At 69.0% G+C, this 25,971-nt stretch carries 23 protein-coding genes and 2 tRNA genes (1 of these 25 only partly in view); 18 read left to right on the forward strand and 7 right to left on the reverse strand.

Annotated elements, in window-relative coordinates; all coding sequences use genetic code 11:
* Window positions 1–89 precede the first annotated feature (89 nt).
* Window positions 90–1,394 (forward strand): hypothetical protein, encoded by a 1,305-nt coding sequence (locus ASF58_RS17710; RefSeq protein WP_156375770.1) that lies wholly within the window; start codon window positions 90–92, stop codon window positions 1,392–1,394.
* 316 nt (window positions 1,395–1,710) lie between these two features.
* Here ASF58_RS17710 and ASF58_RS17715 read toward each other — a convergent pair.
* The 6 genes from ASF58_RS17715 to ASF58_RS17740 all read right to left on the reverse strand — a co-directional run bounded on the left by ASF58_RS17715 (window position 1,711) and on the right by ASF58_RS17740 (window position 8,597).
* Window positions 1,711–1,786: transfer RNA gene (locus ASF58_RS17715), tRNA-Val, on the reverse strand.
* Window positions 1,787–1,938: 152 nt separating this feature from the next.
* On the reverse strand, window positions 1,939–4,365 hold the full coding sequence (gene lon, locus ASF58_RS17720) for an endopeptidase La (protein ID WP_055955371.1): 2,427 nt from the start codon (window positions 4,363–4,365) through the stop codon (window positions 1,939–1,941).
* Window positions 4,366–4,649: 284 nt separating this feature from the next.
* Window positions 4,650–5,921: an ATP-dependent Clp protease ATP-binding subunit ClpX gene (clpX, locus tag ASF58_RS17725; RefSeq protein ID WP_055955375.1), complete on the reverse strand. Its 1,272-nt coding sequence runs from the start codon at window positions 5,919–5,921 to the stop codon at window positions 4,650–4,652.
* Between the two features lie 222 nt (window positions 5,922–6,143).
* Window positions 6,144–6,770: an ATP-dependent Clp protease proteolytic subunit gene (locus ASF58_RS17730; RefSeq protein ID WP_055955505.1), complete on the reverse strand. Its 627-nt coding sequence runs from the start codon at window positions 6,768–6,770 to the stop codon at window positions 6,144–6,146.
* 131 nt (window positions 6,771–6,901) lie between these two features.
* Window positions 6,902–8,338, reverse strand: coding sequence for a trigger factor (gene tig / locus ASF58_RS17735; protein WP_055955378.1), 1,437 nt, complete (start codon window positions 8,336–8,338; stop codon window positions 6,902–6,904).
* A gap of 174 nt (window positions 8,339–8,512) precedes the next feature.
* Window positions 8,513–8,597, reverse strand: a tRNA-Leu gene (locus ASF58_RS17740).
* A gap of 232 nt (window positions 8,598–8,829) precedes the next feature.
* On the opposite strand from ASF58_RS17740, the gene ASF58_RS17745 reads away from it, so the two are divergent.
* Window positions 8,830–10,299, forward strand: a complete 1,470-nt coding sequence (locus tag ASF58_RS17745; RefSeq protein WP_055955381.1) for a multicopper oxidase family protein — start codon at window positions 8,830–8,832, stop codon at window positions 10,297–10,299.
* Here ASF58_RS17745 and ASF58_RS17750 read toward each other — a convergent pair.
* Window positions 10,296–11,801: a bifunctional ADP-dependent NAD(P)H-hydrate dehydratase/NAD(P)H-hydrate epimerase gene (locus ASF58_RS17750; RefSeq protein ID WP_055955384.1), complete on the reverse strand. Its 1,506-nt coding sequence runs from the start codon at window positions 11,799–11,801 to the stop codon at window positions 10,296–10,298. The genes ASF58_RS17745 and ASF58_RS17750 overlap by 4 nt on opposite strands.
* Before the next feature lie 218 nt (window positions 11,802–12,019).
* Here ASF58_RS17750 and ASF58_RS17755 point away from each other — a divergent pair, with 218 nt between their 5' ends.
* The 16 genes from ASF58_RS17755 to ASF58_RS17830 form a co-directional block, all read left to right on the forward strand.
* Entirely contained in the window at window positions 12,020–12,358 is a 339-nt protein-coding gene (locus ASF58_RS17755) for a P-II family nitrogen regulator (RefSeq protein WP_003600526.1), read from the forward strand.
* Between the two features lie 449 nt (window positions 12,359–12,807).
* Window positions 12,808–14,220 carry a type I glutamate--ammonia ligase gene (gene glnA, locus ASF58_RS17760; RefSeq protein ID WP_055955386.1) on the forward strand — a complete coding sequence of 471 codons (1,413 nt, stop codon included), beginning with the start codon at window positions 12,808–12,810 and terminating at the stop codon, window positions 14,218–14,220.
* A gap of 207 nt (window positions 14,221–14,427) precedes the next feature.
* Window positions 14,428–15,135, forward strand: a complete 708-nt coding sequence (locus ASF58_RS17765; RefSeq protein WP_055955389.1) for a hypothetical protein — start codon at window positions 14,428–14,430, stop codon at window positions 15,133–15,135.
* A 208-nt stretch (window positions 15,136–15,343) separates the two neighbouring features.
* Window positions 15,344–16,099 carry a guanitoxin biosynthesis heme-dependent pre-guanitoxin N-hydroxylase GntA gene (gntA, locus tag ASF58_RS17770; RefSeq protein WP_055955392.1) on the forward strand — a complete coding sequence of 252 codons (756 nt, stop codon included), beginning with the start codon at window positions 15,344–15,346 and terminating at the stop codon, window positions 16,097–16,099.
* Between the two features lie 2 nt (window positions 16,100–16,101).
* Entirely contained in the window at window positions 16,102–17,064 is a 963-nt protein-coding gene (locus ASF58_RS17775; RefSeq protein WP_055955395.1) for a methyltransferase, read from the forward strand.
* 2 nt (window positions 17,065–17,066) lie between these two features.
* Window positions 17,067–18,044, forward strand: a complete 978-nt coding sequence (gene egtD, locus ASF58_RS17780) for an L-histidine N(alpha)-methyltransferase (protein WP_055955398.1) — start codon at window positions 17,067–17,069, stop codon at window positions 18,042–18,044.
* Window positions 18,045–18,120: 76 nt separating this feature from the next.
* Window positions 18,121–19,026 carry an MBL fold metallo-hydrolase gene (locus ASF58_RS17785; protein WP_055955402.1) on the forward strand — a complete coding sequence of 302 codons (906 nt, stop codon included), beginning with the start codon at window positions 18,121–18,123 and terminating at the stop codon, window positions 19,024–19,026.
* A 152-nt stretch (window positions 19,027–19,178) separates the two neighbouring features.
* Window positions 19,179–20,000, forward strand: coding sequence for a quinoprotein dehydrogenase-associated SoxYZ-like carrier (locus tag ASF58_RS17790; RefSeq protein WP_156375771.1), 822 nt, complete (start codon window positions 19,179–19,181; stop codon window positions 19,998–20,000).
* Window positions 20,001–20,067: 67 nt separating this feature from the next.
* The gene (locus ASF58_RS17795; protein WP_348271611.1) at window positions 20,068–20,607 is read left to right on the forward strand and encodes a rhodanese-like domain-containing protein; all 540 of its coding nucleotides are present in this window, start codon (window positions 20,068–20,070) and stop codon (window positions 20,605–20,607) included.
* Window positions 20,608–20,642: 35 nt separating this feature from the next.
* On the forward strand, window positions 20,643–21,035 hold the full coding sequence (locus ASF58_RS17800) for a thioredoxin family protein (RefSeq protein WP_055955405.1): 393 nt from the start codon (window positions 20,643–20,645) through the stop codon (window positions 21,033–21,035).
* A 9-nt stretch (window positions 21,036–21,044) separates the two neighbouring features.
* A complete protein-coding gene (locus ASF58_RS17805; RefSeq protein ID WP_055955408.1) occupies window positions 21,045–21,764 on the forward strand; it encodes a cytochrome c biogenesis protein CcdA in 720 nt (239 codons plus the stop codon).
* Window positions 21,765–21,846: 82 nt separating this feature from the next.
* Complete coding sequence (locus tag ASF58_RS17810; protein ID WP_055955411.1) at window positions 21,847–22,425, forward strand: NAD(P)H-dependent oxidoreductase; 579 nt, start codon at window positions 21,847–21,849, stop codon at window positions 22,423–22,425.
* A 74-nt stretch (window positions 22,426–22,499) separates the two neighbouring features.
* On the forward strand, window positions 22,500–22,838 hold the full coding sequence (locus tag ASF58_RS17815) for a hypothetical protein (RefSeq protein WP_055955414.1): 339 nt from the start codon (window positions 22,500–22,502) through the stop codon (window positions 22,836–22,838).
* Window positions 22,839–22,983: 145 nt separating this feature from the next.
* Window positions 22,984–25,293 (forward strand): ribonuclease R, encoded by a 2,310-nt coding sequence (rnr, locus tag ASF58_RS17820; RefSeq protein ID WP_055955417.1) that lies wholly within the window; start codon window positions 22,984–22,986, stop codon window positions 25,291–25,293.
* Window positions 25,294–25,332: 39 nt separating this feature from the next.
* Window positions 25,333–25,824 carry a DUF983 domain-containing protein gene (locus tag ASF58_RS17825; protein WP_055955419.1) on the forward strand — a complete coding sequence of 164 codons (492 nt, stop codon included), beginning with the start codon at window positions 25,333–25,335 and terminating at the stop codon, window positions 25,822–25,824.
* On the forward strand, window positions 25,769–25,971 hold the 5' end (the start) of the coding sequence (locus ASF58_RS17830; protein ID WP_055955422.1) for an NUDIX hydrolase. 553 nt of this gene lie beyond the right edge of the window; the window shows 203 of its 756 coding nt (coding positions 1–203); its start codon is at window positions 25,769–25,771; the stop codon falls past the right edge of the window. Before ASF58_RS17825 ends, ASF58_RS17830 begins: the two co-directional genes overlap by 56 nt.

Genomic DNA, 25,971 nt, shown 5'->3' on the forward strand with positions numbered 1-25,971 from the left:
AAAACAGGCTATCACGCCCGTCATCTGCCGTCATAGCGGTCCCGCTCACTTTGTTTCCGGTTCTGCGTACGCTCGTGCTAGGTCCACCTATGACATCCACCTCGGTCCGCCTTGCTCTTCCTACTATCATTGCTGCGTTCACCGGCATTTTGCTTGGCACGCCTTCTCAGGCTGACCAGCTTCCCTGGCAGGGTCGGATTGACAGCGCATCGCGCAATCTGTGGGTCAACCCGGATGGTGCCGTTGGTGATCAGGTCCCCAAGGTCGTCCACAACGACGGTCTGAGCGTCTACGGACCTCGGCGCTGGATCTTCCAGCAGGTAACCCTGACTCCCTACGTAACCGGGCAGCGCGTGACGTGGGCAGACGGCAGCACCGCCATCCGGATGCTCAACGGCTTTGCAGCCTCGGGGCCGGTCACTATCGGAACCGGCTTCAAAACCTTCACCGTGGCTCGCGGCTTGAATTTTGCCGCTGGTTTCCCGGTCAATGCGGTTGCGGCCCACGATCACTCGAAATCGATGCGTGGAACGATCGCTTCGTACAGGGGTACGAAGCTTGTCCTGGATGTCGCTGTCGTAGCCGGCTCGGGTATCGTCGATCATTGGACGATCGGCGCATCGGGTACGACGAAGCAGGGCCAAACGAAGCTCGTCACGTCGGCGGCGTCTCCCGCAGGCAGCACCATGCTGACCTTCGCCAACACGGCTGGCGTGCAGAGAGGCGCAAACGTGGAGTTCGCCTTCGACGCTCAATTCAGGTCGAACAACGGGATCCGGCGCGGCACCTACGTCGTCAGCAAAACAGATACGACCGTCACGCTGAGCCAAGCCCTTGTCTCGCCGGCCGGGGCACCGGCAGGCGTCTCCGTCATCGAGGGGCAACAGGTCACGTTCTACGGGAACCAGGGCAATTTCCTGTACCAGGACATTCAAGCCGCGGACGCCGTGGGCTTCCGATATGGGACACCCGAGGCGCGAGATGCGACGCTTTCCTTCGACGTGGTTTCGTCGGGACTGCCGAACTGCACGGCGTCGATCATGATGCTCGGCTACAAATCGCTCTCCAAACTCGGTCGCTCGTACGTTCAGTCCTTTCCCGTCACGTCGACCAAGACGCGCGTCACCTTGCGCATCAAAGGTGACAAGGTCGGTGCGCCAGGAACCTGGAAAGCAGGCCTCGGAGCCAATGACTGGGGCGGCCTCTGGGGTGCGATCGGGTTCGCCTGGGAAAGCCAGGGCACCCCGACCGCACGGAACATTCCGGATGGCCAATGGAGCGACGTCACTGCGGTCGGTGGTTCGGATCAGCAAACATGCGATCTAACCGGAACGGTGGGGGCTATGGTCGACGTCTCGAACGTCAAGCTTACGCTCGATGAGCCGAGGCCTTAGGTCGCGTTGCTCCGCTCAGGCCGCAATCAACGAAGATCTTGGAGTCCGCCAGTCCCGCTTCAGCGGGCGAATCCCGTCTCGCCGGAACGCCGACGCCGACCGTCCTTCTTCGTCCGTGGCAGAAAGAGACGTAGGCCACGGCGAAGCTGCTAGCGGCCTCGATGCGGAAGGCTTCAGCCAATTCGATGTGGCGCCTAGGGTCGGAAAACGACGCGGTTCAGAGGACAAAATCAGTCCCATAATCGGGGTTTCCGAGGATTTTCGGGGATCGGCCACCAGCCCGTCAAAATCAAAACGGCTAAGTCGTTGCAATGCATGGTGGGCGGTGAGGGACTCGAACCCCCGACCCTCTCCGTGTAAAGGAGACGCTCTACCAACTGAGCTAACCGCCCGAGCCACCGCAGGTTTGCGCGCGATGCGAGGCTTCGTACCGGAAGGGCGGGCGGGGGCGCAACCCCCTCCCCCGGCGGGCCCCGGGTCCGGGTACGAAAAAGGCCCCGGCAGGGTTGCCGGGGCGTCGCTTCGAGTCAGGGTCGCATCGCGCTCAATGGGCGATGACCGTCGCGGAATCCTCGTCGGCGATGACCGGGCGGACCTTCGGAGCAGGTTCCTCCCACTCGATCGCCTCGGGGACGCGGACCAGGGCGTGCTGGAGCACTTGATCCATCCGCGAAACGGGGATGATCTCCATCCCGTTCTTCACGCTGTCGGGCACCTCGGCGATGTCCTTGGCATTCTCCTCCGGGATGAGGACCGTCTTGATGCCGCCGCGGAGCGCGGCGAGCAGCTTCTCCTTCAGGCCACCGATCGGGAGCACGCGGCCCCGCAGGGTGACCTCGCCCGTCATCGCCACGTCGCGGCGCACCGGGATGCCCGTCAGCGTCGAGATGATCGCGGTCGCCATGCCGATGCCGGCGGACGGACCGTCCTTCGGGGTCGCCCCCTCGGGAACGTGGACGTGGATGTCCCGGCGCTCGAACAGCGGCGGCTCGATGCCGAAGTCGACGGCCCGCGAGCGGACGTAGCTCGCCGCTGCGGAGATCGACTCCTTCATGACGTCGCGCAGGTTGCCCGTGACCGTCATCTTGCCCTTTCCAGGCATCATGACGCCCTCGATCGTCAGCAGCTCGCCGCCGACCTCGGTCCAGGCCAGACCCGTGACCACACCGACCTGATCCTCCTCGTCGATCTCGCCGTAGCGGAACTTCGGCGGGCCGAGGAAGACCGGGAGGTTTTCCTCGGTGACGCTGACGGCCTTCACCTTGGTGATGAGGATCTCCTTCACCGCCTTGCGGATCAGGTTGGAGATCTCACGCTCCAGGTTGCGGACGCCCGCCTCCCGCGTGTAGCGGCGGATGAGCATCAACAGACCGGAATCGTCGACCTGCCACTCCTTGGCGTCGAGACCGTGCTTCTTCACGGCGCCCGGGATCAGGTGCTTGCGCGCGATCTCGAGCTTCTCTTCCTCGGTGTAGCCGGCGATGCGGATCACCTCCATGCGGTCCATCAGGGGCGCAGGGATGTTCAGCGTGTTGGCGGTCGTCACGAACATCACGTTCGAGAGATCGTAGTCCACCTCCAAGTAGTGGTCGTTGAACGTGGCGTTCTGCTCCGGGTCGAGAACCTCCAGCAGTGCGGCCGACGGGTCACCCCGGAAGTCCATGCCCATCTTGTCGATCTCGTCGAGCAGGATGAGCGGGTTCGAGGTCTTCGCCTTGCGCATCGACTGGACGATCTTGCCGGGCATCGAACCGATATAGGTCCGGCGGTGACCGCGGATCTCGGCCTCGTCGCGCACGCCGCCGAGGGACATGCGCACGAACTCACGGCCCGTCGCCTTGGCGATGGACTTGCCGAGCGAGGTCTTGCCGACGCCGGGGGGACCGACGAGGCACAGGATCGGGCCCGTGAGCTTGTTTGCACGCTGCTGCACGGCGAGGTACTCGACGATCCGCTCCTTAACTTTGTCGAGGCCAAAATGGTCCTCGTCGAGCATGACCTGGGCGCCGAGCAGATCCTTCTTGATCTTCGAGCGCTTGCCCCACGGGATGCCGAGCATCCAGTCGAGGTAGTTGCGCACCACGGTCGCCTCGGCCGACATCGGCGACATCTGGCGCAGCTTCTTGAGCTCCGCCACCGCCTTGTCGCGGGCTTCCTTGGTGAACTTGGTCTTCTCGATCTTCTCCTCGAGCTCGGCCAGCTCGTCCTTGCCGTCCTCGGAGTCGCCCAGCTCCTTCTGGATCGCCTTCATCTGCTCGTTGAGGTAGTACTCGCGCTGGGTCTTCTCCATCTGCCGCTTGACGCGGGTCCGGATGCGCTTCTCCACCTGGAGCACGGAGATCTCGCTCTCCATCAGCGACAGCACGCGCTCGAGGCGCTGCGCCACCGTGGGGATCTCCAGGATCGCCTGCTTGTCGGCGATCTTGACCGCCAGGTGCGAGCCGACGGTGTCAGCGAGCTTCGAGGGCTCGTCGATCTGGGTCACCGCGGAGACGACCTCGGGCGAGATCTTCTTGTTGAGCTTCACGTAGTTCTCGAACTCGGCGATCACCGAGCGCGCGAGGGCTTCCGCCTCGACGCTGTCACCGAGCTCGTCGGTCAGGGTCTCGGCCTCGGCCTCGTAATAGGTGTCGGACTTGGTGAAGCGGGAGATCTTGGCACGGCCGGCGCCCTCGACCAGCACCTTCACGGTGCCGTCGGGCAGCTTCAGGAGCTGCAGCACGCTGGCCAGGGTGCCGATCTTGTAGATGGCGTCCGTCGAGGGATCGTCCTCGCTGGCGTTGATCTGCGTCGCCAGCAGGATGTGCCGGTCGGTGCGGACCGCCTCCTCGAGAGCGCGGATCGACTTCTCGCGACCGACGAAGAGCGGCACGATGATGTGGGGGAACACGACGATGTCGCGCAGGGGGAGGACGGCGTAAGAGCCCGTCGAGCCCGGAACGACGGGTTGGCGCGATTTCGATTGAGTCATATCGGACTTCCTCATGATGGACGCCGGGCAGTCACTCCTCCCAGGGAGCAAGCATCCTGCCAGGGGCCGACCGGGCCGCGAGGGGGTCGGAAGTGTCTTGGTGGAACAGTCTTGGTGAGACAGTCTGGAAAACGGTCTTGGACTGTGCGGCTGGTGGCGGGACACCGCACCTCAGAGGGTGAGCGTGCGGCCATCGCGCTGAGGCTTCAGATGGAAATCGGGGCGGATGTTTTCAAGCATCCGCCCCGAGGCTCAACCCAGACCTGACGCGACCCGGAAGGGCCTCAGGCGCTGACGCTGGCCGGGGCTTCCTTGTTGCGGTCGCCATGGATGTAGAGCGGCCGTGCCTTGCCCTCGACGACTTCGGGACCGATCACGACCTGCTCGACGGATTCGAGGCCCGGCAGGTCGTACATCGTCTCCAGGAGGATGGTCTCCAGGATGGAGCGCAGGCCGCGGGCGCCGGTCTTCCGCTCGATCGCCTTGCGGGCGACCATGGAGAGCGCCTCTTCCTGGAAGGTCAGGTCGACGTTCTCCATCTCGAACAGGCGCTGGTACTGCTTGACCAGGGCGTTCTTCGGCTCCTGCAGGATGCGCTTCAGGGCGGTCTCGTCGAGGTCCTCGAGGGTCGCCAGCACGGGCAGGCGGCCGACGAACTCGGGGATGAGGCCGAACTTCAGCAGGTCCTCGGGCTCGACGTTGCGGAAGATCTCGCCGGTGCGACGGTCGTCGGGGGCCTGCACGGTCGCGCCGAAGCCGATCGAGGTGCCCTTGCCGCGGGCCGAGATGATCCGCTCGAGGCCCGCGAAGGCGCCGCCGCAGATGAACAGGATGTTGGTGGTGTCGACCTGCAGGAACTCCTGCTGCGGATGCTTGCGGCCACCCTGCGGAGGCACGGAGGCGACGGTGCCCTCCATGATCTTCAGCAGCGCCTGCTGCACGCCCTCGCCCGAGACGTCACGGGTGATCGACGGGTTGTCGGACTTGCGCGAGATCTTGTCGATCTCGTCGATGTAGACGATGCCGCGCTGCGCCCGCTCGACGTTGTAGTCGGAGGCCTGGAGCAGCTTGAGGATGATGTTCTCGACGTCCTCGCCGACGTAGCCGGCTTCCGTGAGGGTGGTGGCGTCCGCCATGGTGAACGGCACGTCGAGGATGCGGGCCAGGGTCTGGGCCAGCAGCGTCTTGCCCGAGCCGGTCGGCCCGATCAGCATGATGTTCGACTTCGCCAGCTCGACGTCGTTGTGCTTCGAGGCGTGGGCGAGGCGCTTGTAGTGGTTGTGGACCGCGACCGAGAGGACCTTCTTCGCGAAATCCTGACCGATGACGTAGTCATCGAGGACGCGGCGGATCTCCTTCGGGGTCGGGACCCCGTCGCGCGACTTCACCAGGGAGGACTTGGATTCCTCGCGGATGATGTCCATGCACAGTTCGACACACTCGTCGCAGATGAACACCGTCGGGCCCGCGATCAGCTTGCGGACCTCGTGCTGGCTCTTGCCGCAAAACGAGCAGTACAGCGTGCTCTTCGAGTCGTTGCCGCCAGTCTTGCTCATATCGGTCTCCGTTCGCGGGCATGGCGCCGGTCCGGGGCGCACACGCATCCTTCGAATTTAATGGCGTCCGCCTAAAGAAACAGTCACCTGCGCGCATCTGCCGGCTTCGATCAGACTGGCGATGCAAGCACGCGACCGCGACGGGATCAAGGCAGGCACCGAAAAAGCGCCCCGCCTCGAAACGACGCGCCGGGCCGGACGGCCCGGCGGTCCCGGTCGGGTTTACGCGGCGACGGGCTCGGGCCGCTTCTGGATCACCTCGTCGATGAGCCCGAACTCCTTGGCGGCATCGGCCGTCATGAAGTTGTCGCGCTCGAGGGCCTGGACGATGGTGTCGTAGTCGCGGCCGGTATGCTTCACGTAGATCTCGTTGAGGCGCTTCTTCAGGGCCTCGATCTCGCGGGCATGGATCAGGATGTCGGTGGCCTGGCCCTGGAAGCCGCCGGAGGGCTGGTGGACCATGATCCGGGCGTTCGGCAGGGCGAAGCGGTGGCCGGGCTCGCCGGCGGTGAGGAGCAGCGAACCCATCGACGCGGCCTGGCCGACGCAGAGCGTGGTCACGGGGCAGCGGATGAACTGCATGGTGTCGTAGATCGACAGGCCGGAGGTCACGACGCCGCCCGGCGAGTTGATGTAGAAGGAGATTTCCTTCTTCGGATTCTCGGCCTCGAGGAACAGCAGCTGCGCGACGATCAGCGACGCGCCGTAATCCTCGACCGGGCCGGTGAGGAAGATGATGCGCTCGCGCAGCAGGCGCGAGTAGATGTCGAAGGCACGCTCACCGCGGCTCGACTGCTCGACCACCATGGGCACGAGCGCGCTGTTATAATAGTCGACCGGATCTCTCATCATCACGTGCCCCAGCTACAAGGGGTCCGGCCGCGCCACGAATCGGGCGCGCACCGGACGTTTCAGCGAACTACGGCGATGGTGAACATCGCCTTACTCTCGGCCCGCCGCCCTCGTGGGAGCAGCGAGGCTCAGTCGGCCTTGGCGACGGCGGGCAGGCCCTCGTCGGTTCCGGCCGAGGCGGACTCGTCGGTCTCGCTCTTCGGCTCGGACTTGCCCTCGGCGTCGTCCTCGTCGGCGAACAGCGCCTCCTTCGAGACGGGCTCCTCGACCAGCTTCACCTGCGCGAGCACGTGGTCGACGACCTTCTCCTCGAAGATCGGCGCACGGAGCTCGGCGAGCGCCTGGGCATTCTTGCGGTAGAAGTCCCAGACCTGCTGCTCCTGGCCGGGATACTGCCGCACCCGGGCGATCAGCGCCTGGTTCACCTCGTCGTCCGAGACCTTGATATCGGCGGTCTCACCGACCTGCGCAAGCACCAAGCCGAGGCGGACGCGACGCTCGGCGATTTTGCGGTACTCGGCGGTCGCCTTCTCCTCGGTGGTGCCCTCGTCCTCGAAGGTCTTCTCGCGGGTCTTCAGGTCCTGCTCGACCTGGGCCCACACGGCGGCGAACTCCTGGTGGACGAGGCTCGGGGGCAGCTCGAAGGCGTACTTGGTGTCGAGGGCGTCGAGCAGGTCCTTCTTGAGCTTGCGGCGGGACTGCGCCTCGAAGTCGCTGCCGATGGCGGTGGAGACCGCCTCCTTGAGCTTCTCGAGAGATTCCATGCCGAAGGTCTTGGCGAGCTCGTCGTCGATCTTGGTCTCGCCGGGGGCCTGGATCGCCGTGACGGTCACGTCGAACTCGGCATCCTTGCCGGCGAGGTGGGCGGCGCCGTACGCCTCCGGGAAGGTCGACTTCACGACGCGCTGATCGCCGACCTTGGCGCCGACGAGCTGATCCTCGAAGCCGGGGATGAACGAGCCGGAGCCGAGCTCCAGGTCGATGCCCTCGCCCTTGCCGCCGTCGAACTCGGTGCCGTCGATGCGACCGACGAAGTCGATGGTGACGCGGTCGCCGGTCTCGGCGGCGGCGCCGTCCTCGCGGGGCGCGAAGGAGCGGTTGGAGGAAGCCATGCGGGTGATGGCCTCATCGACCTCCGCGTCGGAGGGCTTGGCCACCTGCTTCGTCAGGCTGACGTCGGACAGGTCGACGAGATCGAAGGTCGGCAGCACCTCGAGGGCGACGTTGAACGAGACGTCGTCCTTGGCGTCGAGGGCCCGCTCGACGATCGACTGCTCGCCGGGGAACTCGATCTTGGGCTCGAGGGCGAGCTTGAGATTGTTCTCCGTCACGATCTTCTGGTTCGCCTCGTTGACGGCGTTCTGCAGCACGTCGGCCATGACCGAGCGGCCGTAGAGCTTGCGCAGGTGCGCGACCGGCACCTTGCCGGGACGGAAGCCCTTGATCTGGGCCTTGTCCTTGAGGGTCGACAGCTCGCTGGTCAGGCGCTCCTCGAGCTCGTTCGCGGCGAGCAGGACCTGAAACTCGCGCTTCAGTCCCTGGGAGAGTGTCTCGGTCACCTGCATGGTCGTCTTTCCGCTGTCGTCCGTGTGATCGCGCAAATTCGGTTTGTCCCTCGCAGCCCGCCCTTGCGGGCCCCACGAGGTCGGCGCCGGAATGATGCGCCGCCGGGGGCCGGCTTCCTGCAGCGGGCCGGCCGGCCATCGCACTGAGCCAATCCGTTCCCGATGGCGATGGACTGGTGCGGGCGGAGGGGCTCGAACCCCCACGTCTTGCGACACTGGAACCTAAATCCAGCGCGTCTACCAGTTCCGCCACGCCCGCAAGCGCCAACGCCCAGCGCGCTTTCCGCCGCCAGAGCGGGGTCCTATAGCACGCGCGCCACGGGCCGCAGCAAAAAAATCAGGGCTCGCCGCGGATCGGTCCCGGCGCCGGCAGACGCCTCCGGACGACGATTTGGCGTCCGCCGAATCCGCATTCTACAAGCGCTGCCCGGACCACGAACACCGCCTGGACGCTCGCGCCCGGTCCTGCCCTCCCCCGATACCGAGGTTTCATGCCGAACACCCGATCGCTCGTCCCGAACGATCCCGTCTCGGCCTCGCGCCGCGCCCTGCTGGGCGGCGTCGCGGCGCTGGCCCTGCTGCCTCGCGGCGCTCGCGCGCAGGGGACCAAGGCACCGCCGGCCCCCGCCGCAGTCCCGAGCGCTCCTACGGCGGCGGGATCCGCCCGCGCCCTGACGGCGGCCCCCGGCACCCTGCGCCTGAAGCCCGAGCCGGCGGCCCCGACGCCGGTCTGGTCCTTCGACGGCCGGGCGACGCCCCCGGTGGTGCGGATCCGGCTCGGCGAGACGGCGCGGCTGAAGGTGGAGAACAGGACGGACAAGCCGCTCAGCCTGCACTGGCACGGGGTGCGCAACCAGAATCCCATGGACGGGGTCGGCGGCGTCACCCAGGCGCCGATCGCCCCGGGTGCCGACTTCACCTACGCGTTCGTGCCGCCGGATGCCGGCACCTTCCTGATTCGCCCCCTGGTGGTCGGCGGGTCGAGCGAGCCCTCGGGCCGGGGCCTCGCCGGCGCCCTGGTGGTCGAGGAGGCCACGCCCCCCGCCGTGGACCAGGACCTGACCCTGCTGATGCAGGACTGGCGGCTCGACGACGCCACCACCCTGCTGCCCTTCGGCCAACCGATCTTCGCGGCGAGCTCCGGGCGCCTCGGCAGCCTCGTCACCCTGAACGGGGTGCCGGTGCCGGCCCCGATCACGGCCCGGCCGGGCAGCCGCCTGCGCCTGCGCCTCGGCAACGTCTGCAACGCCCGCGCCACCCGCATCCGCTTCGACGGCGTGAAGGTCTACGTGCTGGCGGTCGACGGCCAACCGACCGACACCTTCGAGCCCCTACGGGCCACCCTGCCCTTCCCGCCCGGCACCCGCTACGACCTGATGCTCGACATGCCCACCGAGGCCGGCGCCAAGGGCGCGATCACGGCGCTGATCGGCAACGGCATCGCCCTCGCGACCCTCGCGGCGACGGGTGAGGCCGCCGCACCGCCGCGGCCGCCGATCGCCAAGATCGGCGACAATCCGCTGCTGCCGGCGGAGGTGAAGCTTCAGAACGCGGTCCGGCGCGACATCACCATCACGGGCGGCGCCAGGGTCGACAAGGACAAGCCCGCCGCCGAGCCGGTCTATACCGGCGACCCTTCCCGGGTCTGGTCGGTGAACGGCGCCCCCGGCACGGCCGGGATGGCGCCCCTGTTCTCGGTCAAGCGCGGCCAGGTGGTGGTGCTGGCGATCCGGAACGAGACCGCCTTCCCGCAATCGCTGCACCTGCACGGCCACGTCTTCCGGCTGCTCCACCCCCTCGACGACGGCTGGGAGCCCTACTGGCTCGACACCTTCCAGCTCCTTGAGGGCCGGACGGCGCGGATCGCCTTCAAGGCGGACAATCCCGGGCGCTGGCTGATCAGCGCCACGGTGCTGGAGCGCTTCGACACCGGTCTCTGGACCCTGTTCGAGGTCACCTAGGCCCCGAGCAGCGCGCCGAGGACCTCGGGCATCATGTCCGGCAGATCCTCGGCGATCAGGCCCGGCCCGTAGCGCAGACCGGCATCGCCGTGGAGCCAGACCGCCGCGGCGGCGGCCTCGAACGGCGCCATGCCCTGGGCCAGGAGCCCGGCGATGAGTCCGGCCAGGACGTCGCCGGCGCCGGCGGTGCCGAGATAGGGCGTGCCGTGATCGTTGATGGCGGCCCGGCCATCGGGGGCGGCGACGACGGTGTCGGCGCCCTTGAGGACCACGACGGCACCGGCCAGGGCAGCGGCCCGGCGGGCGCGCGCCAGCTTGTCCGCCTCCGGATCCACCGCGTCCGTCCCCTCGAACAGCCGGGCGAACTCGCCCTCGTGCGGCGTCAGCACCGCGGCGGAATCACCGTCGGAGAGGTGCGCCCCCAGGAGGGCCGCCTGTCCCTTGAAGCTCGTCAGGGCGTCGGCGTCGAGGACGAGGGTGCGCCCCGCCGCGGCGGCCACCGCCACGAGATCGCGGGTGCCCGCGCCGACCCCGAGACCCGGGCCGGCCAGGACCACGTTGAGACGCTCGTCCACGAGGAGGTCGTCGAGGTCGTCGGCGCTGTCGCAGGCGCGCAGCATGATGGCGGTGCAGTGGGCGGCGTTCTCCGCCATCGCCGCGCTCGGCGAGACCAGGGTGACGAGGCCGGCACCGACCCGCAGCGCGGCGCGGGCCGCCATCCGGGCAGCCCCCGTGCGGGTGGCGGGCCCCGACAGGACGAGGGCGTGCCCGCGCGTGTACTTGTGGCTCGCAGCGCTCAGCCGCGGAAAGACCGCATCCCAGAGGCCGGGTCCGTTGCGCCAGGCCGGCGCAGCCCCAGCGAGGCCCGCCTCCAGGGCGTCCGCGCCGGTACCGATCTCGGCCACCTGCAGGGTGCCGCAATGGCTCCGTCCGGGCTCGAGAAGATGCCCGGGCTTCAGGGCCACGAAGGTGACGGTCTCGGTGGCGCTCACCGCGACGCCGCGGATAGCGCCGGTATCCCCGTCGATCCCGCTCGGCACGTCGACGGCGAGGATGGGACAGACGGCCTGCCCGAGCCGTTCCACCAGGGCGGCGACGGCCCCCTCGAGGTCGCGCGCGAGGCCTGCGCCGAACAGCGCGTCGACGACGAGGCCGTAGGCCGAGAGGTCGCCGACCGCCGAAAGCTCGGACACTGGTCCGGTCCAGCCCTTCGCCGCCTCGGCCGCATCCCCGGACAGCGCGCTGGGCGGCACCAGCCCGGCGAGGTCGACCGGATGGCCGGCCTCGGCGAGGCGGCGGGCCACCACGTAGCCGTCGCCGCCGTTGTTGCCCGGCCCGCACAGGACCAGGATGCGGGCCCCCGCCCCGGCCAGTGCGCGGGCGCGCTCGGCCACGGCGACCCCGGCCCGCTCCATCAGGGCGAGACCGGGGGTTCCGGCCGCGATCGCGGCCGCATCGACCCGGCGCATCGCCTCGACGTTGAGCAGACGCAGGCTGGTCATGGGGGTTTTCTCCTGGGATGCATGCCGGGATTGTTGCCCGGCTGCTCGTCTGAGGCTCACGAAACCGCCTCAGGCCGGGCTTCCGCTCAAACGATTTGCGGCACGTGCTTGGTTGTTGTGCAGTTTTCCGCCCTTACCGAACAAATCGGCGTGGCGAAGGCCGGACGGCGATGATACCAACGATGGATCAAGCAGCATCGAGGTCAGGCCCGCCCGGCATGAAGAAGATCGAAGCGATCATCAAGCCTTTCAAACTGGACGAGGTGAAGGAAGCTCTGCAGGAGGTTGGCCTCCAGGGCATCACCGTGATCGAGGCGAAGGGCTTCGGGCGCCAGAAAGGGCACACCGAGCTCTATCGCGGGGCCGAGTACGTGGTCGACTTCCTGCCCAAGGTGAAGCTCGAGATCGTCCTGTCGGACGCCCTCGTGGAGGGCGCCGTCGAGGCGATCCGCAAGTCGGCCCAGACCGGCCGCATCGGCGACGGCAAGATCTTCGTCTCCACCATCGAGGAAGCCATCCGCATCCGCACCGGCGAGACCGGCACCGACGCGATCTGAGGCGTCGGGCCTCCGGGCCACGCGGCAGGACCCGACTCCCGAGGACGGGCGTGACGCCGGGAAGAAGGTCGGGAAGCGGCAGCTTGCTTCGACGCGTGACAGTCCGGCCCTTGGGGGCGGCGACGCCGTCTCGAGGAACCGTCCGCCGTCCCGGCACGCCGCCCAGCGTACCCCGAAGCCCGGCGGTCCGGCGCGCCGCGTCACGATCACCCGATTTCGTCACGCCCTCCCGGACCGGCCCCATCGGGGGAAAGACAGATCTAAGTTTCTGTTTTTGCGGATCTTCTCCCGGTCGTTCCACGGCGGGCGGCGTGAAATTACGCTGGCCGGAAGGCTTCAGCTGCGCTAAACGCTCGACGCCCAAGACCCTTCCGCTCTGCGGCGCGCCGGTGCCCGCTGCGGCAAAACCACGGCCGCAACGGGCCGAGACATGAAGGAGACCCCCAAGGATGGCCAAGACTGCAGCCGACGTCCTGAAGGAAATCAGGGACAACGACGTCAAGTACGTCGACCTTCGGTTCACCGATCCGCGCGGTAAGTGGCAGCACGTCACGTTCGACGTCTCCCTCATCGACGACGAGATGTTCTCCGAAGGCACGATGTTCGACGGCTCGTCGATCGCCGGCTGGAAGGCCATCAACGAATCCGACATGCTGCTGATGCCTGACCCGGCGACCGCCTGCATGGACCCGTTCTTCTCGGCCTCGACCATGTCGATCGTCTGCGACGTGCTCGAGCCCTCCACGGGCGCGCCCTACAGCCGCGACCCGCGCAGCACCGCCAAGCTGGCCGAAGCCTTCCTCAAGTCCACCGGCATCGGCGACACCATCTATGTCGGCCCCGAGGCCGAATTCTTCGTGTTCGACGACGTCAAGTTCGGCTCCGACCCGTATCACACCGGCTTCCAGCTCGACTCGACCGAGCTGCCGACCAACGGCTTCACCGACTACGAGGGTGGCAACCTCGGCCACCGCGTCGCCACCAAGGGCGGCTACTTCCCGGTGCCGCCGCAGGATTCGGCGCAGGACATGCGCGGCGAAATGCTGGCCGCCATGCAGTCCATGGGCGTGAAGGTCGAGAAGCACCACCACGAGGTGGCCTCCGCTCAGCACGAGCTGGGCATGAAGTTCGACACCCTGACGCTGCTCGCCGACCACATGCAGATCTACAAGTACTGCATCCATCAGGTCGCCCAGAGCTACGGCAAGACGGCGACGTTCATGCCCAAGCCGGTCTACGGCGACAACGGCTCGGGCATGCACGTGCACCAGTCGATCTGGAAAGACGGCAAGCCGCTCTTCGCCGGCGACAAGTATGCCGACCTTTCGCAGGAGTGCCTCTGGTACATCGGCGGCATCATCAAGCACGCCAAGGCGCTGAACGCCTTCACCAACCCGTCGACCAACTCCTACAAGCGGCTGGTGCCCGGCTACGAGGCTCCCGTGCTGCTCGCCTACTCGGCGCGCAACCGCTCGGCCTCCTGCCGCATTCCGTGGACGACGAACCCGAAGGCCAAGCGCGTCGAGGTCCGCTTCCCCGACCCGATGGCGAACCCCTACCTCGCCTTCTCGGCCCTGCTGATGGCCGGCCTCGACGGCATCATCAACAAGATCGATCCGGGCGCGGCCATGGACAAGGATCTCTACGACCTGCCCCCGCGCGAGCTGAAGAAGATCCCCACCGTCTGCGGTTCGCTCCGTGAAGCCCTGCAGAACCTCGACCGCGACCGCGCGTTCCTGAAGGCCGGCAACGTCTTCACCGACGACCAGATCGACTCCTTCATCGAGCTGAAGATGACCGAGGTCATGCGCTACGAGATGACCCCGCACCCGGTCGAGTTCACGATGTACTACTCGCTCTGAGCGCGCGTGCCGGGCCGCGCGCCCGGCTCACCGGACGACGACGCAACGCCGGAGCCTCACGAGGGGCTCCGGCGTTTCGCGTTTCCGTGGGCCGGCCTCGATACCGCGCCGAACGGTCCGGGCGTCGGTTGTCCGGGAGGGACCGGGCCCACGGAACCTTCGCGGCTCCGGCGCGCTTGCCGCCCCGACGCGGAGACCGGGACCGAGATGCAGCGGGACGACCAGACTCCCGGAGCCCAGCGGAGCGACCGCCTGGAGCGTTCCAATGCCCTGGTGCAGACCCTGGCGATCCTCGCCGCCGGCGCCTGGGCGGTCTACACCTTCATCTATGAGGCCCGGATCAAGCCGGCCCTGGAGCCGCCCGCCGTCTCGGTGACGACGAGCCTCGTTCGGGCAGGAGAGCGCGACCGGCACGTGGCCATCCGCTCCACCGTGACGCGCAAGAACGTCGGCCAGACCGGCGTACGCGTGCTCGGCCTCGTCTACAACGTCACCGGGGTGCGGGTGCGCTTCGATGCGGCGCCCAGCGGCACGCCAGCGGGCGAACGCGCGCCCGCCGATCGCACCACCACGGCGCGCGCCTACGGCTTCACGGGCCCCGGTGAGGCGATCCTGCGCGAGGGCCGACTCTTCGCCGGCGCCACCGAAGCGGGGGGCGAACCCTCCGACCTGAATCCCGGCGAATCGGTCTCGCGCGATCTCATCGTGTACGCCGACCGTGACCGTTTCGACTTCGTCCGCTTCGAGGTCAGCCTCGTCTATACCAAGGGCGACGAGCCCCCGGTGCTCCTGACTTTCGAGACAGGTCCAGACGGCACCCTCACGCTGAAGGCCAAGGCGAATTGCCAAGCGGAACCGCAGACCTGTGAGCGGCTGAAGAGCACGGATTTCGGCACCGAATTCTCGCTCTGGTAGGACGCGCTCGACACGCGTGGTTATCCACAGTCCTGCGGCAGTTTTGCAGGGAACACGGGTCACGCGGGTGATCTTCATCTGAGGCTGCGGGCGTATCGCCAAGGCCGCCATCACCGCCTCGTCAGGCACTTGGTTGGTCTTGCTTGTGTCTGAATTCGGACATCGACGCATCGCAGCACGATGATGATGGTCGAGATTTCGAGTTGCTATGCTTCTGCCTCCCGATGACACGTCGCATCCCCTGGCTCAGCGCTTCCGGGACTTCATTCGCCATCGCCCCTTTCCCTGTGTCGGCGCCAAATCGGCCCTGTCGCGCGGGGGCATGACCCTGGTGGTGGCCCGGGGCATCGGGACCCCGGCCGACGATGCCCGGATCTACGCGGCCCTCCTGGCCTTCGTCTGGCGCTACCGTCAGGCACCGGAGCTGTTCCAGAGCTTCGCGGTGCTGTTCGACGGCGAGGCACCGGACTCGGAGGAAGGATTCGAGGCCGCCCTGTGGACGCGGGTGCAGGCCCTCACCGACCGCGACGGCCAGCTCGGCCAGCCGCATGATTCCCGCGTCGCCGCCGACCCGGAGGACCCGCATTTCTCGGTGAGCCTCGGGGGCGAAGGCTTCTTCATCGTCGGTCTGCATCCGGCGGCGAGCCGCCTCGCCCGCCGCTTCGCGGCCCCGGCCCTGGTGTTCAACCTGCACGACCAGTTCCAGCGCCTGCGGGCGGAGGGGCGCTACGAACGCCTGCGCGACAGCATCGTCGCCCGCGACGTCGCCCTGGCCGGAACCGCGAACCCGATGCTGGCCGACCATGGCGAGCGCTCCGCCGCACGCCAGTTCAGCGGTCGCGCGGTGCCGGACGATTGGACCTGCCCGTATCAGCGCCGTGCCGAGCCGGCGGCCTGGAACGGCGACGAGGTGATCGCCGCCCTGCGCAACGGCGCCTTCGTGGCCGAAGGCATGGAGGGCTGAGGATGGAAGCACGCAGCGCCGCCCCCGCATTCCCCGAGGTCGCGCCCGAGGCGCTGCTCGCCCTGACGCGGGCGGTGCGCGAGACGGGCTACGGCTTCACCACGGTGACCCCCGCCACCCATGCCCGGGTGAACGCGCGGGCCGAGAACCGACGCGCGCAGACCCTGCGCGACGTGCTCGGCTGGAGCCGGCCCTTCACGCCCGACCTCCTGCCGCCCGATCTCCTCGCCACCCTCGAACGGGCCGGTGCCGTGACCCGAGACGGCGCGGCATGGCGCCCGACGGTCCGGCTCTCCAGCCTGGATGGCGAGCTCTTCCTGCACTCGGCCTACCCGCCGAGCGCCGCCGACGCGGTGTTCTTCGGTCCCGACACCCTGCGCTTCGTCTCGGGGGTGCTCGCGCACCTCGCCGAGCGGACGACACCGGTGCGGCGTGCGGTCGATATCGGCTGCGGCTCCGGCGCGGCCGGCATCTGCATCGCCAAGCGGGCACCGGAGGCGGCGGTCTGCCTGGTCGACATCAACCCGGCCGCCCTGCGTGCCGCCGAAGTGAATGCCGCGGCGGCGGGGGTCGGCAACGTCCACCTGCAGCGGAGCGACATGCTCCAGGCGGTACAAGGGGACTTCGACCTCATCGTCTCGAACCCGCCCTTCATGATCGACCGCGGCGCACGGGCCTATCGCCACGGCGGCGGCCCCCTCGGCGCCGGGCTCTCGCTGCGCGTCGTCGAGGCGGCCCGCGAGCGCCTCGCCCCGGGCGGCAGCCTCGTGCTGTTCACCGGCGCGGCGATCGTCGACGGCGAGGACCCGTTCCGCCAAGCCGCCGGCGGCCTGTGCGAGGCGGCGGGGCTCACATGGGAGTACCGGGAGTTCGATCCCGACGCCTACGGCGAGGAGTTGGAGGACCCGGCCTATGCCGGGGTCGAGCGCATCGCCCTCGTGATCCTCACGGCAACGCGCGCATGAGCATGGTGATAGAGCGGCAGCCTGCCGAATGCGACCGCGCCGAGTCCGACCGCGCCGAGTCCCAACGTGCCGAGTTCCTGCGCGATGCCCTGGCCGGGCTCTCGGCCGAGCCGCGGACGCTGCCGGGCAAGTACCTCTGGGACGCGATCGGCTCCGATCTGTTCGACCGGATCTGTCACACCCGCGACTATTACCCGACCCGGCGCGAGATGACGCTGCTGCCGGAGGTGGCTCTCGCGGTGGCGGCGGACGTGGGGCCTGGGGCCACCGTGGTGGAGTTCGGCAGCGGTGCCAGCCGTAAGATCCGCACCCTCCTGGATGCCCTTGATCGGCCCGCGGCCTACATCGCCGTGGACATTTCCGGCGACTATCTCGCCGAGGCGATCCGGCGGCTGGCTCCGGACTACCCGCGGGTGGCCATGCAGGCGGTCTGCGCCGACTACGCCAAGCCGTTCACCCTTCCCCTGCCGGCGGGGGGCGGGCCGGTCCTCGGATTCTTCCCGGGCACCAGCATCGGCAACTTCACGCCCGCGGAGGCCGGCGCTTTCCTGGCCCGGGCTCGGGACGCCCTCGGCGACTGCCTCTTCCTCGTGGGTGCCGACCCCACCGTCGACCCCGACATCCTGCGGGTCGCCTATGGCGGTGCCGACGGGCTGATGGACGCCTTCCATCGCAACATCCTGGTGCGGATGAACCGGGAGCTCGGCGCCGAATTCGACACCGACGCCTTCGCCCAAGCCGTCCGGCTCTGCGACGCCCCCTTCCGCGTCGAGGCGCACCTCGTGGCGCAGCAGGCCACCACCGCGCGGCTCGACGGCACCGATTTCGCCTTCGCGCCCGGCGACAGCATCCGCACCGACACCTCGCACAAGTACACGCCGGAGGCCTTCGCGGCCCTGGCGACCGCGAACGGTTGGACGCCGGTGCGGCATTGGGCCGGCACGGAGGGTGGCTTCAGCCTGCATCTGCTCCGGGGCTGACCTAAGGGGCCGAGCCGCGGAGCGAACCACGTCGGAAGAGCACAGCACGTCGGAAGACGACCCCGGGAGACTACCAATGGCACAGCAGGTTCCGGTCTCGCGCGAGGCCGTCATCACGGACCGCGACTTCGAGGATCGCGACGGCGCGGGCGGCGGCACCCATCCCGTCGCCGAGGATCTCGCCTATCGCCGCCTCGCCCTGGTCAACGTGATTCTGGCCGGGCCGCCGGATGCCGGGGACCGGGGCTGGGTGCTGATCGATGCCGGGATCCCCGGCTCGCGTCGCTGGATCGAGGCTGCCGCGGCCGCGCGGTACGGCACCGGGGCGCGGCCCTCCGCCATCGTCCTCACCCACGGCCATTTCGACCATGTGGGCGTGCTGGAGGATCTGGCCGAGGCCTGGGACGTGCCGGTCTACGCACACGCCCTGGAGCGGCCCTACCTCGACGGTTCGGCCGCCTACCCGACGCCCGACCCAAGCGTCGGCGGCGGCCTGATGGCACGGATCGCCCCGCTCTATCCGACGCGCCCGGTGGACGTCTCGAAGCGCCTGCGCCTGCTGCCCGAGGATGGCAGCGTGCCGCCGATGCCGGGTTGGCGCTGGATCCACACGCCGGGGCACGCGCCCGGCCATGTCTCCCTCTGGCGCGAGGGCGACCGAACCCTGATCGCTGGCGACGCCTTCGTGACCACGGCGCAGGAATCCGCCTACGCGGTGGCGACGCAGGCGCCCGAGCTGCACGGCCCGCCCATGTACCTGACCACCGACTGGGCGGCAGCACGGCACTCCGTCGAGATCCTTGCCGCCCTGAAGCCGGAGCGAGCCGTCACCGGGCATGGGCGCCCGCTCCAGGGACCGGAGCTGCGCCGCGCCCTCGACGCGCTGGCGCAGGATTTCGACCGCATTGCAGTGCCGAAGCAGGGCCGTTACGTCGCCAAGCCGGCGACGGCTGCAGAGGGCTCGGCCTATCGCGAACCCTGACGCGCCGGGCGCCTCGTCACGCAAACTTGCGCAAGATATCTCCGCGTACGGCGATCCGATCTCGGACTTTCCCGGCGCCTTGGCGTAAGCAGGCTGCAAAGACCGCCGCTTCCGCGGCAAGGCCTGCACGATCGTGCGAGGAGTGAAACGCCATGCGGATGTCCCACCGCGCCGCTGCCCTGAGCGCCGGCCTGTTCTTCGCGGCCCTGGCCGTGCCCGGTACCACCTGGGCCGCCGCGGGCGACGATGCCGCCGAGCGCGACGCGCGCTGGAAGGAACTGCAGCAATCGATCTTCGGAGATCGTCCGGTGGAGACCGCCAAGCCACTGGTGCGGATGGACCTGCCGGACCGGGCCAACGACGCCTCCCTCGTGCCCCTGACCATGACGATCGCCGACAAGGATCGGATCAAGGGCCTCTACCTCGTCATCGACGACAACCCGGCGCCCCTCGCCGCCCACTTCACCTTCGGTCCCGCGGCCGATCCGGAGGAACTGAAGCTGCGCATCCGGGTCAACACCTACACCAACGTCCACGCGGTCGCGGAGACCAAGGACGGGGCGCTGGTGCAGACCACCCAGTTCGTGAAGGCCTCCGGCGGCTGCTCGGCGCCCATGGGCATGACCGACGAGGAGGCGATGAAGGGCATGGGCGACATGCGCCTGAAATTCGCCGATGCGGCCCCGGGCAAACCCATCGCCGCGACCCTGATGATCCGCCATCCGAACTTCACCGGCCTGCAGATGAACCAGGTCAGCCGCGAGTACACGCCCGCGCGCTACATCAACCGGATCAGCGTCACCTACGGCAGCAAGAACGTCTTCGTGATGGAGGGCGATATCTCGATCTCGGCCAATCCGGTGATCAACTTCGCCATGCTGCCGGAGGGCAAGGGCCCGATCACGGTGGTGACGCAGGATAACCAGGGCGGACGCTGGGAGCACAGCTTCGATGCACCGGTCGCCAGCAACTGAGCGCCTCCGCCGCGCCGCGGCGGCTTTCTCGGTCGCTTGCCTCGTCGCTTGCCTGGCGGCCACGGTTCTGACCGCGGCGGCCCCGGCGGATTCGCCGGTCGACGTGCCCGAACCCGCCGGCCTGTGGGAGGGCGCGCTCCAGGGCTACACCCCCAAGTCCCTCGCGGGTGCCACGGTGCTGGACGGGCCTCGGCTCGACGCCCTCCTGGCGGCCGGGCCGGCCGTGCTGATCGATGTGTCGGAGGCCGACCCGACGCCGCCGAACCCGCCGGCCGGACGCCTGTGGCGGCCGATCCACCGGGCGATCCCGGAGAGCACCTGGCTGCCGGGGGCGGGATCGGGGACCCTCTCGGCGCCCGAGCAGGTCGCCCTCGCCGCACGGATCGCGGCCCTGACGCAGGGAGACCGCGGCCGGGCGATCGTGACCTACTGCCACCCGGATTGCTGGGGCAGCTGGAACCTCGGCAAGCGCCTCGTCCATCTCGGCTACCGCAACGTGCATTGGTATCCGGAGGGGATCGAGGGCTGGCAGGACCGGCACGACACGGCGGCGATCCACCCCGACGAAATCTGGACGCGACGCGCCAAGGACGGCGCAGGGCCCTGAGGCCCGATTCACTCCAAGCCGAGGCTAAGCCTTCCATGCTGTACCGCCGCTCGCTTCTCGCCCTGCTGGCGCTCGCACCCCTCGCCCTGGCGGGACCGGCCGCGGCCGCCGAACCGGTGCCGTTCACGCCCGAGGCCTTCGCGGCCGCGCAGAAAGCGGGCAAGCCGATCCTCGTCGAGGTCAGCGCGCCCTGGTGCCCGATCTGCAAGACCCAGAAGCCGATCCTGGCCACGCTCGCCGAGCAGCCCCGGTTCAAGGACCTCGTCATCTTCGATGTCGATTTCGACACCCGGAAGGACGTGCTGCGGCAGTTCAATGCCCGCATGCAGAGCACCCTGATCGCCTTCAAGGGCGAGACCGAGACCGGCCGCTCGGTGGGCGAGACCCAGCCCGAGTGGATCGAGGGTCTCGTCGAGAAGACGCTCTAGGACGCCGCGGTGGGCACCAGCCTGGGACTGGCCTTCCTCGCCGGCCTGCTGTCGGTGCTCTCGCCTTGCGTGCTGCCGCTGCTGCCGCTGGTCCTCGGTGCCGCAGCCTCCGAGCACCGCTTCGGGCCCCTGGCGCTCGCCGGGGGCCTGGCCCTTTCGTTCGTGGCGATCGGCCTGTTCGTGGCCACGATCGGCTTCGGCCTCGGGCTCGACACCGGGATCTTCCGGACGGGCGCCGCCATCCTGATGATCCTGCTCGGCCTGGTGCTGATGCTCCCGGCGGCACAGACGCGTCTCGCGGTCGCCGCCGGTCCGCTGAGCAACTGGACCGAGACGCGCTTCGGCGGGCTCTCGACCACCGGCCTCTCGGGACAGTTCGGCGTCGGCCTTCTCCTGGGCGCGGTCTGGAGCCCGTGCGTCGGGCCGACCCTCGGGGCTGCCTCGCTCCTGGCCTCCCAGGGACACGACCTCGGCGCCGTCGCCCTCACCATGTTCCTGTTCGGCCTCGGGGCCGCCCTTCCCCTTTGCGTCCTGGGCACCCTGTCCCGCGCCACCCTGGTGGGTTGGCGCGACCGGATGATGAGCCTCGGCAAGGGCCTCAAGGTCGCCCTCGGCCTCATCCTCGTGGTGACGGGGCTCGCGATCGTGCTCGGCGCCGACAAGGCGCTGGAAACACTCCTCGTCGACGCCTCCCCGGACTGGCTCACGCGGCTGACGACGCGGTTCTGACGACAGGGCTGTCCGGGCGGCGGGCTTGGTGGCCGCCGCCACCCGGGCGTATCCAGGGACGGCATCCCCCGGAGGTCATCCCATGTCCCTCGTCGTCCCCGTCATTCTCGGCTCCGTCCGCTCCGACCGGCAGGGCCTGCGCGCCGCCCGCTTCGTCATCCGCGAACTGGAGAGCCGCGGCCTCGAGGCGCCGCTGGTGGACCCGGCGGTGCTGAAGCTCCCGCTCCTCGACCGGATGTACAAGGAATACCCCAAGGGCGAGGCGCCGGCCGTCCTCGAGGATCTGGCCACCCTGTACCGGCGCGCGGACGCCTTCCTGGTCGTCTCGGCCGAGTACAACCACGCGATCCCGCCCGCCCTGTCGAACACCCTCGACCATTTCCTGGAGGAGTATTCCTGGCGGCCCTCCGGCATCGTCTGCTACTCGGCCGGCCAGTACGGCGGCGTGCGCGCGGCGATGCAGCTCCGGGCGATGATGGCCGAGCTCGGCGCTTCGAGCATCCCCTCGCTCCTGCCGATCCCGCGCATCGGCAAGGTCCTGGACGAGGCCGGTGCGGCCCAGGACGACTGGCTGCCGAAGGCGGCGAAGCGCTTCCTCGACGAATTGGTCTGGTACGCCGAGGCCCTGCAAGCCCGGCGGGCGAAGGGAACGCCCTACTGAGGCGCGTCGGGACCCGGTCTGGCGCGAGCCTTGCCCCAGGGTCCGGGTCGATTTCCTCATGCCGAGTGCCCCTCATGTCCGAGACCACCACGGAACTTCGTACGCTCCTCGCCAACCTCGTGCGAGCCGCCCTGATGTCGGACGACCGGGCGAGCGCCCTCTGGCGCGAAGCCGCCCGGCAGGGTCAGGCGGGTTTGGCCGCCGAACCGGCCAAGCTCGCAGGCTTGAATGTCGAGGGCTTCTGGACCCTGGCGGTCAGGGAGGCCGAGGCGCCCGAGTATCGTGCGGCCGAGTCGCAGGTGGAGTTCGGCTTCCCAGCGCTCTGTCCGTTCACCCTGGCCGAACTCACCGCGCCCGGCTTCGACGTCGATGCGGCGGTCGAGCGCCTGCGGAAGTCCGCCGCCACCGGCTGAACCATGTTGAGGGCCGGGCCCACGCCGTTGCCGGGGCGGGGTCCAGCGCCCATGTTAAGGACCTGTCGTCGGGTCGCGCTCCCGCCCCCGGCGAGACACGTCCTCTTCGCGTACGGCTTCGCGCCCGCGCAGCGAGCCGGATCCCTTGGCAAAACGCATCAATCCCAATCCCGGCGCCGCCGGCCTTCCCTCCCGCGAGCAGATCCTCGCCTTCATCGCCGCCTCCACCGAGAAGGTCGGCAAGCGCGAGATCGCTTCGGCCTTCAACATCAAGGGTGCCGACCGGATCGGCCTCAAGCGCATCCTGAAGGAGATCGAGGAGGACGGCGCCATCGCCCGCGGTCGCGGCGGCCTCGCACCCTCCGGCCGCCTGCCGCCCGTGGTGCTCGCCGACATCACCGCCCGGGACCGCGACGGTGAGTTCCTGGCAAGTCCCGCCGAGTGGGATATCGGCAACGGCGCTGCCCCGAAGATCACCGTCGCCACGCCCCGCGGCGGGAAGCGCCCGGGCCAGCCGGCGCCGGGCATCGGCGACCGCGTGCTCATGCGGGTCGAGGCCAGTGCCGGCGAGCCGGGCCGCTACACCGGCCGCGTCATCAAGGTGCTGGGCAAGAACAAGTCCGACATCATCGGCATCTTCCGCGCCGGCCCCCAGGGCGGACGGATCATCCCCGTCGAGAAGCGGGCGCAGGGCCGGGAGGTCGCGATTCCCGCCGGCGAGGAGGGGGACGCCCGCGACGGCGACCTCGTCAGCGTCACCCTTCAGCGCGAGAGCCGCTTGGGCCTGCCCCAGGGCCGGGTGCGCGAGCGCCTGGGCTCCCTCGGCTCGGAGAAGGCGATCAGCCTGATCGCCCTGCATCTCCACCACATCCCCCATGTCTTCGCCGCTGCCACCCTGGCGGAAGCCGACGCCGTGGTGCCGGTGGGCCTCGACGGACGCGAGGACTGGCGCGAGGTGCCGCTCCTGACCATCGACCCGCCGGATGCCAAGGATCACGACGACGCCGTGATGGCGAACCCCGATCCCGACCCGGCCAATCCGGGCGGGTTCGTCGTCACCGTGGCCATCGCCGACGTCGCCGCCTACGTGCGCCCGGGTTCGGCCCTCGACCGCGAGGCGCTCCTGCGGGGCAACTCGGTCTACTTCCCCGACCGGGTCGTGCCGATGCTGCCGGAGCGCATCTCCAACGACCTCTGCTCCCTGCGCGAGGCCGAGGACCGGCCGGCCCTGGCCGTCCGCATCGTGATCGATGCCGAGGGCGCCAAGCGCCGGCACAGTTTCCACCGGGTGATGATGCGCTCCCGGGCCAAGCTCAGCTACGCCCAGGCCCAGGCCGCCATCGACGGCTTCGCCGACGAGACCACCGCCTCTCTGCTCGAGCCCGTGCTGCGTCCGCTCTGGGCTGCCTACGAGGCTCTGCGCCGGGCCCGCGACGCCCGCGGACCGCTGGCGCTCGACCTGCCGGAGCGCAAGGTGCTGCTCACGGCGGACGGGGCGGTCGATCGCGTGGTGGTCCCGGCCCGCCTCGACGCGCACCGGCTCATCGAGGAGTTCATGATCCAGGCCAACGTCGCGGCGGCCGAGACCCTGGAGCAGGCGCGCCAACCCCTGATCTACCGGGTGCACGACGAGCCGGCCCTGGAGAAAATGCGGGCGCTCGGCGAGGTCCTCGCCTCCATCGGCATCAAGCTGCCGAAGGAGGGCATCCTGCGACCCGCCCTGTTCAACCGCATCCTCGCCACCGTGGCCGAGACCGAGCACGCCATCTTCATCAACGAGGTCGTGCTGCGCTCCCAGGCGCAGGCGGTCTACGCCGCGCAGAATCTCGGCCATTTCGGGCTCAACCTCCGGCGCTACGCGCACTTCACCTCGCCGATCCGGCGCTACGCCGACCTCATCGTGCACCGGGCCCTGATCACCGCGTGCCGCCTCGGCTCGGACGGCCTGTCCTCGGAGATGTCCGTGGCGGCCCTCGACCAGATCGGAGAGCAGATCTCGGCGGCCGAGCGCCGCGCCATGGCAGCCGAGCGGGAGACCATCGACCGCCTCATCGCCCATCACCTCGCCGACCGGGTCGGCGCGACCTTCACCGGGCAGATCTCCGGCGTCACCCGCTCCGGGCTGTTCATCAAGCTCGATGAGACCGGGGCCGATGGCTTCGTGCCGATCTCCACCATCGGGGCCGACTATTACCGGCACGACGAGGCCAAGCATGCCCTGGTGGGTGAGCGCTCGGGCGAGACCCATCGGCTGGGCGACCGGGTCGAGGTCCGCCTGGTGGAGGCGGCCGCGGTCGCCGGAGCACTGCGCTTCGAATTGCTGTCGGAGGGACAGGCACGGCCGGAACGCGGAACGCGCCCCGGGCCGAACCGCTCGGTTCGCAAGCCCGGCGCTCCTGGCCGGCCGGCCGGCATCCGCAATACCGGGTCGCGCCACCGCGGCTCGCGTCGCTGAGGCGAAGGGTCTAGGCTGAGCGCCATGCGAGGAGTCGAGATGACCGATACCGTCGAGCCGGCCCAGGCCGAACGCACCCCGCTCCTGCGTGCGTTGGGACGCGGCTTCCTCGGCCGCTGCCCCCATTGTGGCGCGGGCCGCATCTTCGGAAAATTCCTCAAGGTCCGGCCGCATTGCGACGTCTGCAGCCTTGAACTGTCGCATCACCGGGCCGACGACCTGCCGCCCTACATCGTCATCTTCATCGTCGGTCACATCGTCGGGTACTTCCTCCTCGAGACCGAGATGAATTACGACGTGCCCCTCTGGTTTCAGCTGACCTTCTGGCCCCTCGTCACCCTGCTCGGATCGCTGGGGCTGCTGCAGCCGGTGAAGGGCGCAGTGGTGGGGCTGCAATATGCGCTTGGCATGCACGGCTTCGCCACGCTACCGGTGCCGGGCGCGGCGACGGGGCCGCAGGGCGAGGAGAGGCCGCATGGACCAGCCGACGGGCGTGCCGCCGACCGAGCGGCCGGATTCGGTCCCGCCTGAGGCATCAGCCCGCAAGGCGGCCCTGAGACCACGCAACGCCGCGACCCTGATCCTGCTCGACCGGAGCAAGCGTGCACTTCGGATTCTGATGGGGCGCCGGCATGCCAGCCTCGCCTTCATGCCCGGCAAGTTCGTCTTTCCCGGAGG

The organism is Methylobacterium sp. Leaf125, assembly GCF_001423085.1.
In the GTDB taxonomy this organism is placed as follows: domain Bacteria; phylum Pseudomonadota; class Alphaproteobacteria; order Rhizobiales; family Beijerinckiaceae; genus Methylobacterium.

Excerpts from the sequence above, each read along its gene's own strand:
- ASF58_RS17710 (WP_156375770.1), top strand. The coding sequence starts at position 90 with ATGACATCCACCTCGGTCCGCCTTGCTCTTCCTACTATCATTGCTGCG.
- lon (WP_055955371.1), bottom strand. The coding sequence starts at position 4,365 with ATGACTCAATCGAAATCGCGCCAACCCGTCGTTCCGGGCTCGACGGGC.
- clpX (WP_055955375.1), bottom strand. The coding sequence starts at position 5,921 with ATGAGCAAGACTGGCGGCAACGACTCGAAGAGCACGCTGTACTGCTCG.
- ASF58_RS17730 (WP_055955505.1), bottom strand. The coding sequence starts at position 6,770 with ATGAGAGATCCGGTCGACTATTATAACAGCGCGCTCGTGCCCATGGTG.
- tig (WP_055955378.1), bottom strand. The coding sequence starts at position 8,338 with ATGCAGGTGACCGAGACACTCTCCCAGGGACTGAAGCGCGAGTTTCAG.
- ASF58_RS17745 (WP_055955381.1), top strand. The coding sequence starts at position 8,830 with ATGCCGAACACCCGATCGCTCGTCCCGAACGATCCCGTCTCGGCCTCG.
- ASF58_RS17750 (WP_055955384.1), bottom strand. The coding sequence starts at position 11,801 with ATGACCAGCCTGCGTCTGCTCAACGTCGAGGCGATGCGCCGGGTCGAT.
- ASF58_RS17755 (WP_003600526.1), top strand. The coding sequence starts at position 12,020 with ATGAAGAAGATCGAAGCGATCATCAAGCCTTTCAAACTGGACGAGGTG.
- glnA (WP_055955386.1), top strand. The coding sequence starts at position 12,808 with ATGGCCAAGACTGCAGCCGACGTCCTGAAGGAAATCAGGGACAACGAC.
- ASF58_RS17765 (WP_055955389.1), top strand. The coding sequence starts at position 14,428 with ATGCAGCGGGACGACCAGACTCCCGGAGCCCAGCGGAGCGACCGCCTG.
- gntA (WP_055955392.1), top strand. The coding sequence starts at position 15,344 with ATGCTTCTGCCTCCCGATGACACGTCGCATCCCCTGGCTCAGCGCTTC.
- ASF58_RS17775 (WP_055955395.1), top strand. The coding sequence starts at position 16,102 with ATGGAAGCACGCAGCGCCGCCCCCGCATTCCCCGAGGTCGCGCCCGAG.
- egtD (WP_055955398.1), top strand. The coding sequence starts at position 17,067 with ATGGTGATAGAGCGGCAGCCTGCCGAATGCGACCGCGCCGAGTCCGAC.
- ASF58_RS17785 (WP_055955402.1), top strand. The coding sequence starts at position 18,121 with ATGGCACAGCAGGTTCCGGTCTCGCGCGAGGCCGTCATCACGGACCGC.
- ASF58_RS17790 (WP_156375771.1), top strand. The coding sequence starts at position 19,179 with ATGCGGATGTCCCACCGCGCCGCTGCCCTGAGCGCCGGCCTGTTCTTC.
- ASF58_RS17800 (WP_055955405.1), top strand. The coding sequence starts at position 20,643 with ATGCTGTACCGCCGCTCGCTTCTCGCCCTGCTGGCGCTCGCACCCCTC.
- ASF58_RS17810 (WP_055955411.1), top strand. The coding sequence starts at position 21,847 with ATGTCCCTCGTCGTCCCCGTCATTCTCGGCTCCGTCCGCTCCGACCGG.
- ASF58_RS17815 (WP_055955414.1), top strand. The coding sequence starts at position 22,500 with ATGTCCGAGACCACCACGGAACTTCGTACGCTCCTCGCCAACCTCGTG.
- ASF58_RS17825 (WP_055955419.1), top strand. The coding sequence starts at position 25,333 with ATGACCGATACCGTCGAGCCGGCCCAGGCCGAACGCACCCCGCTCCTG.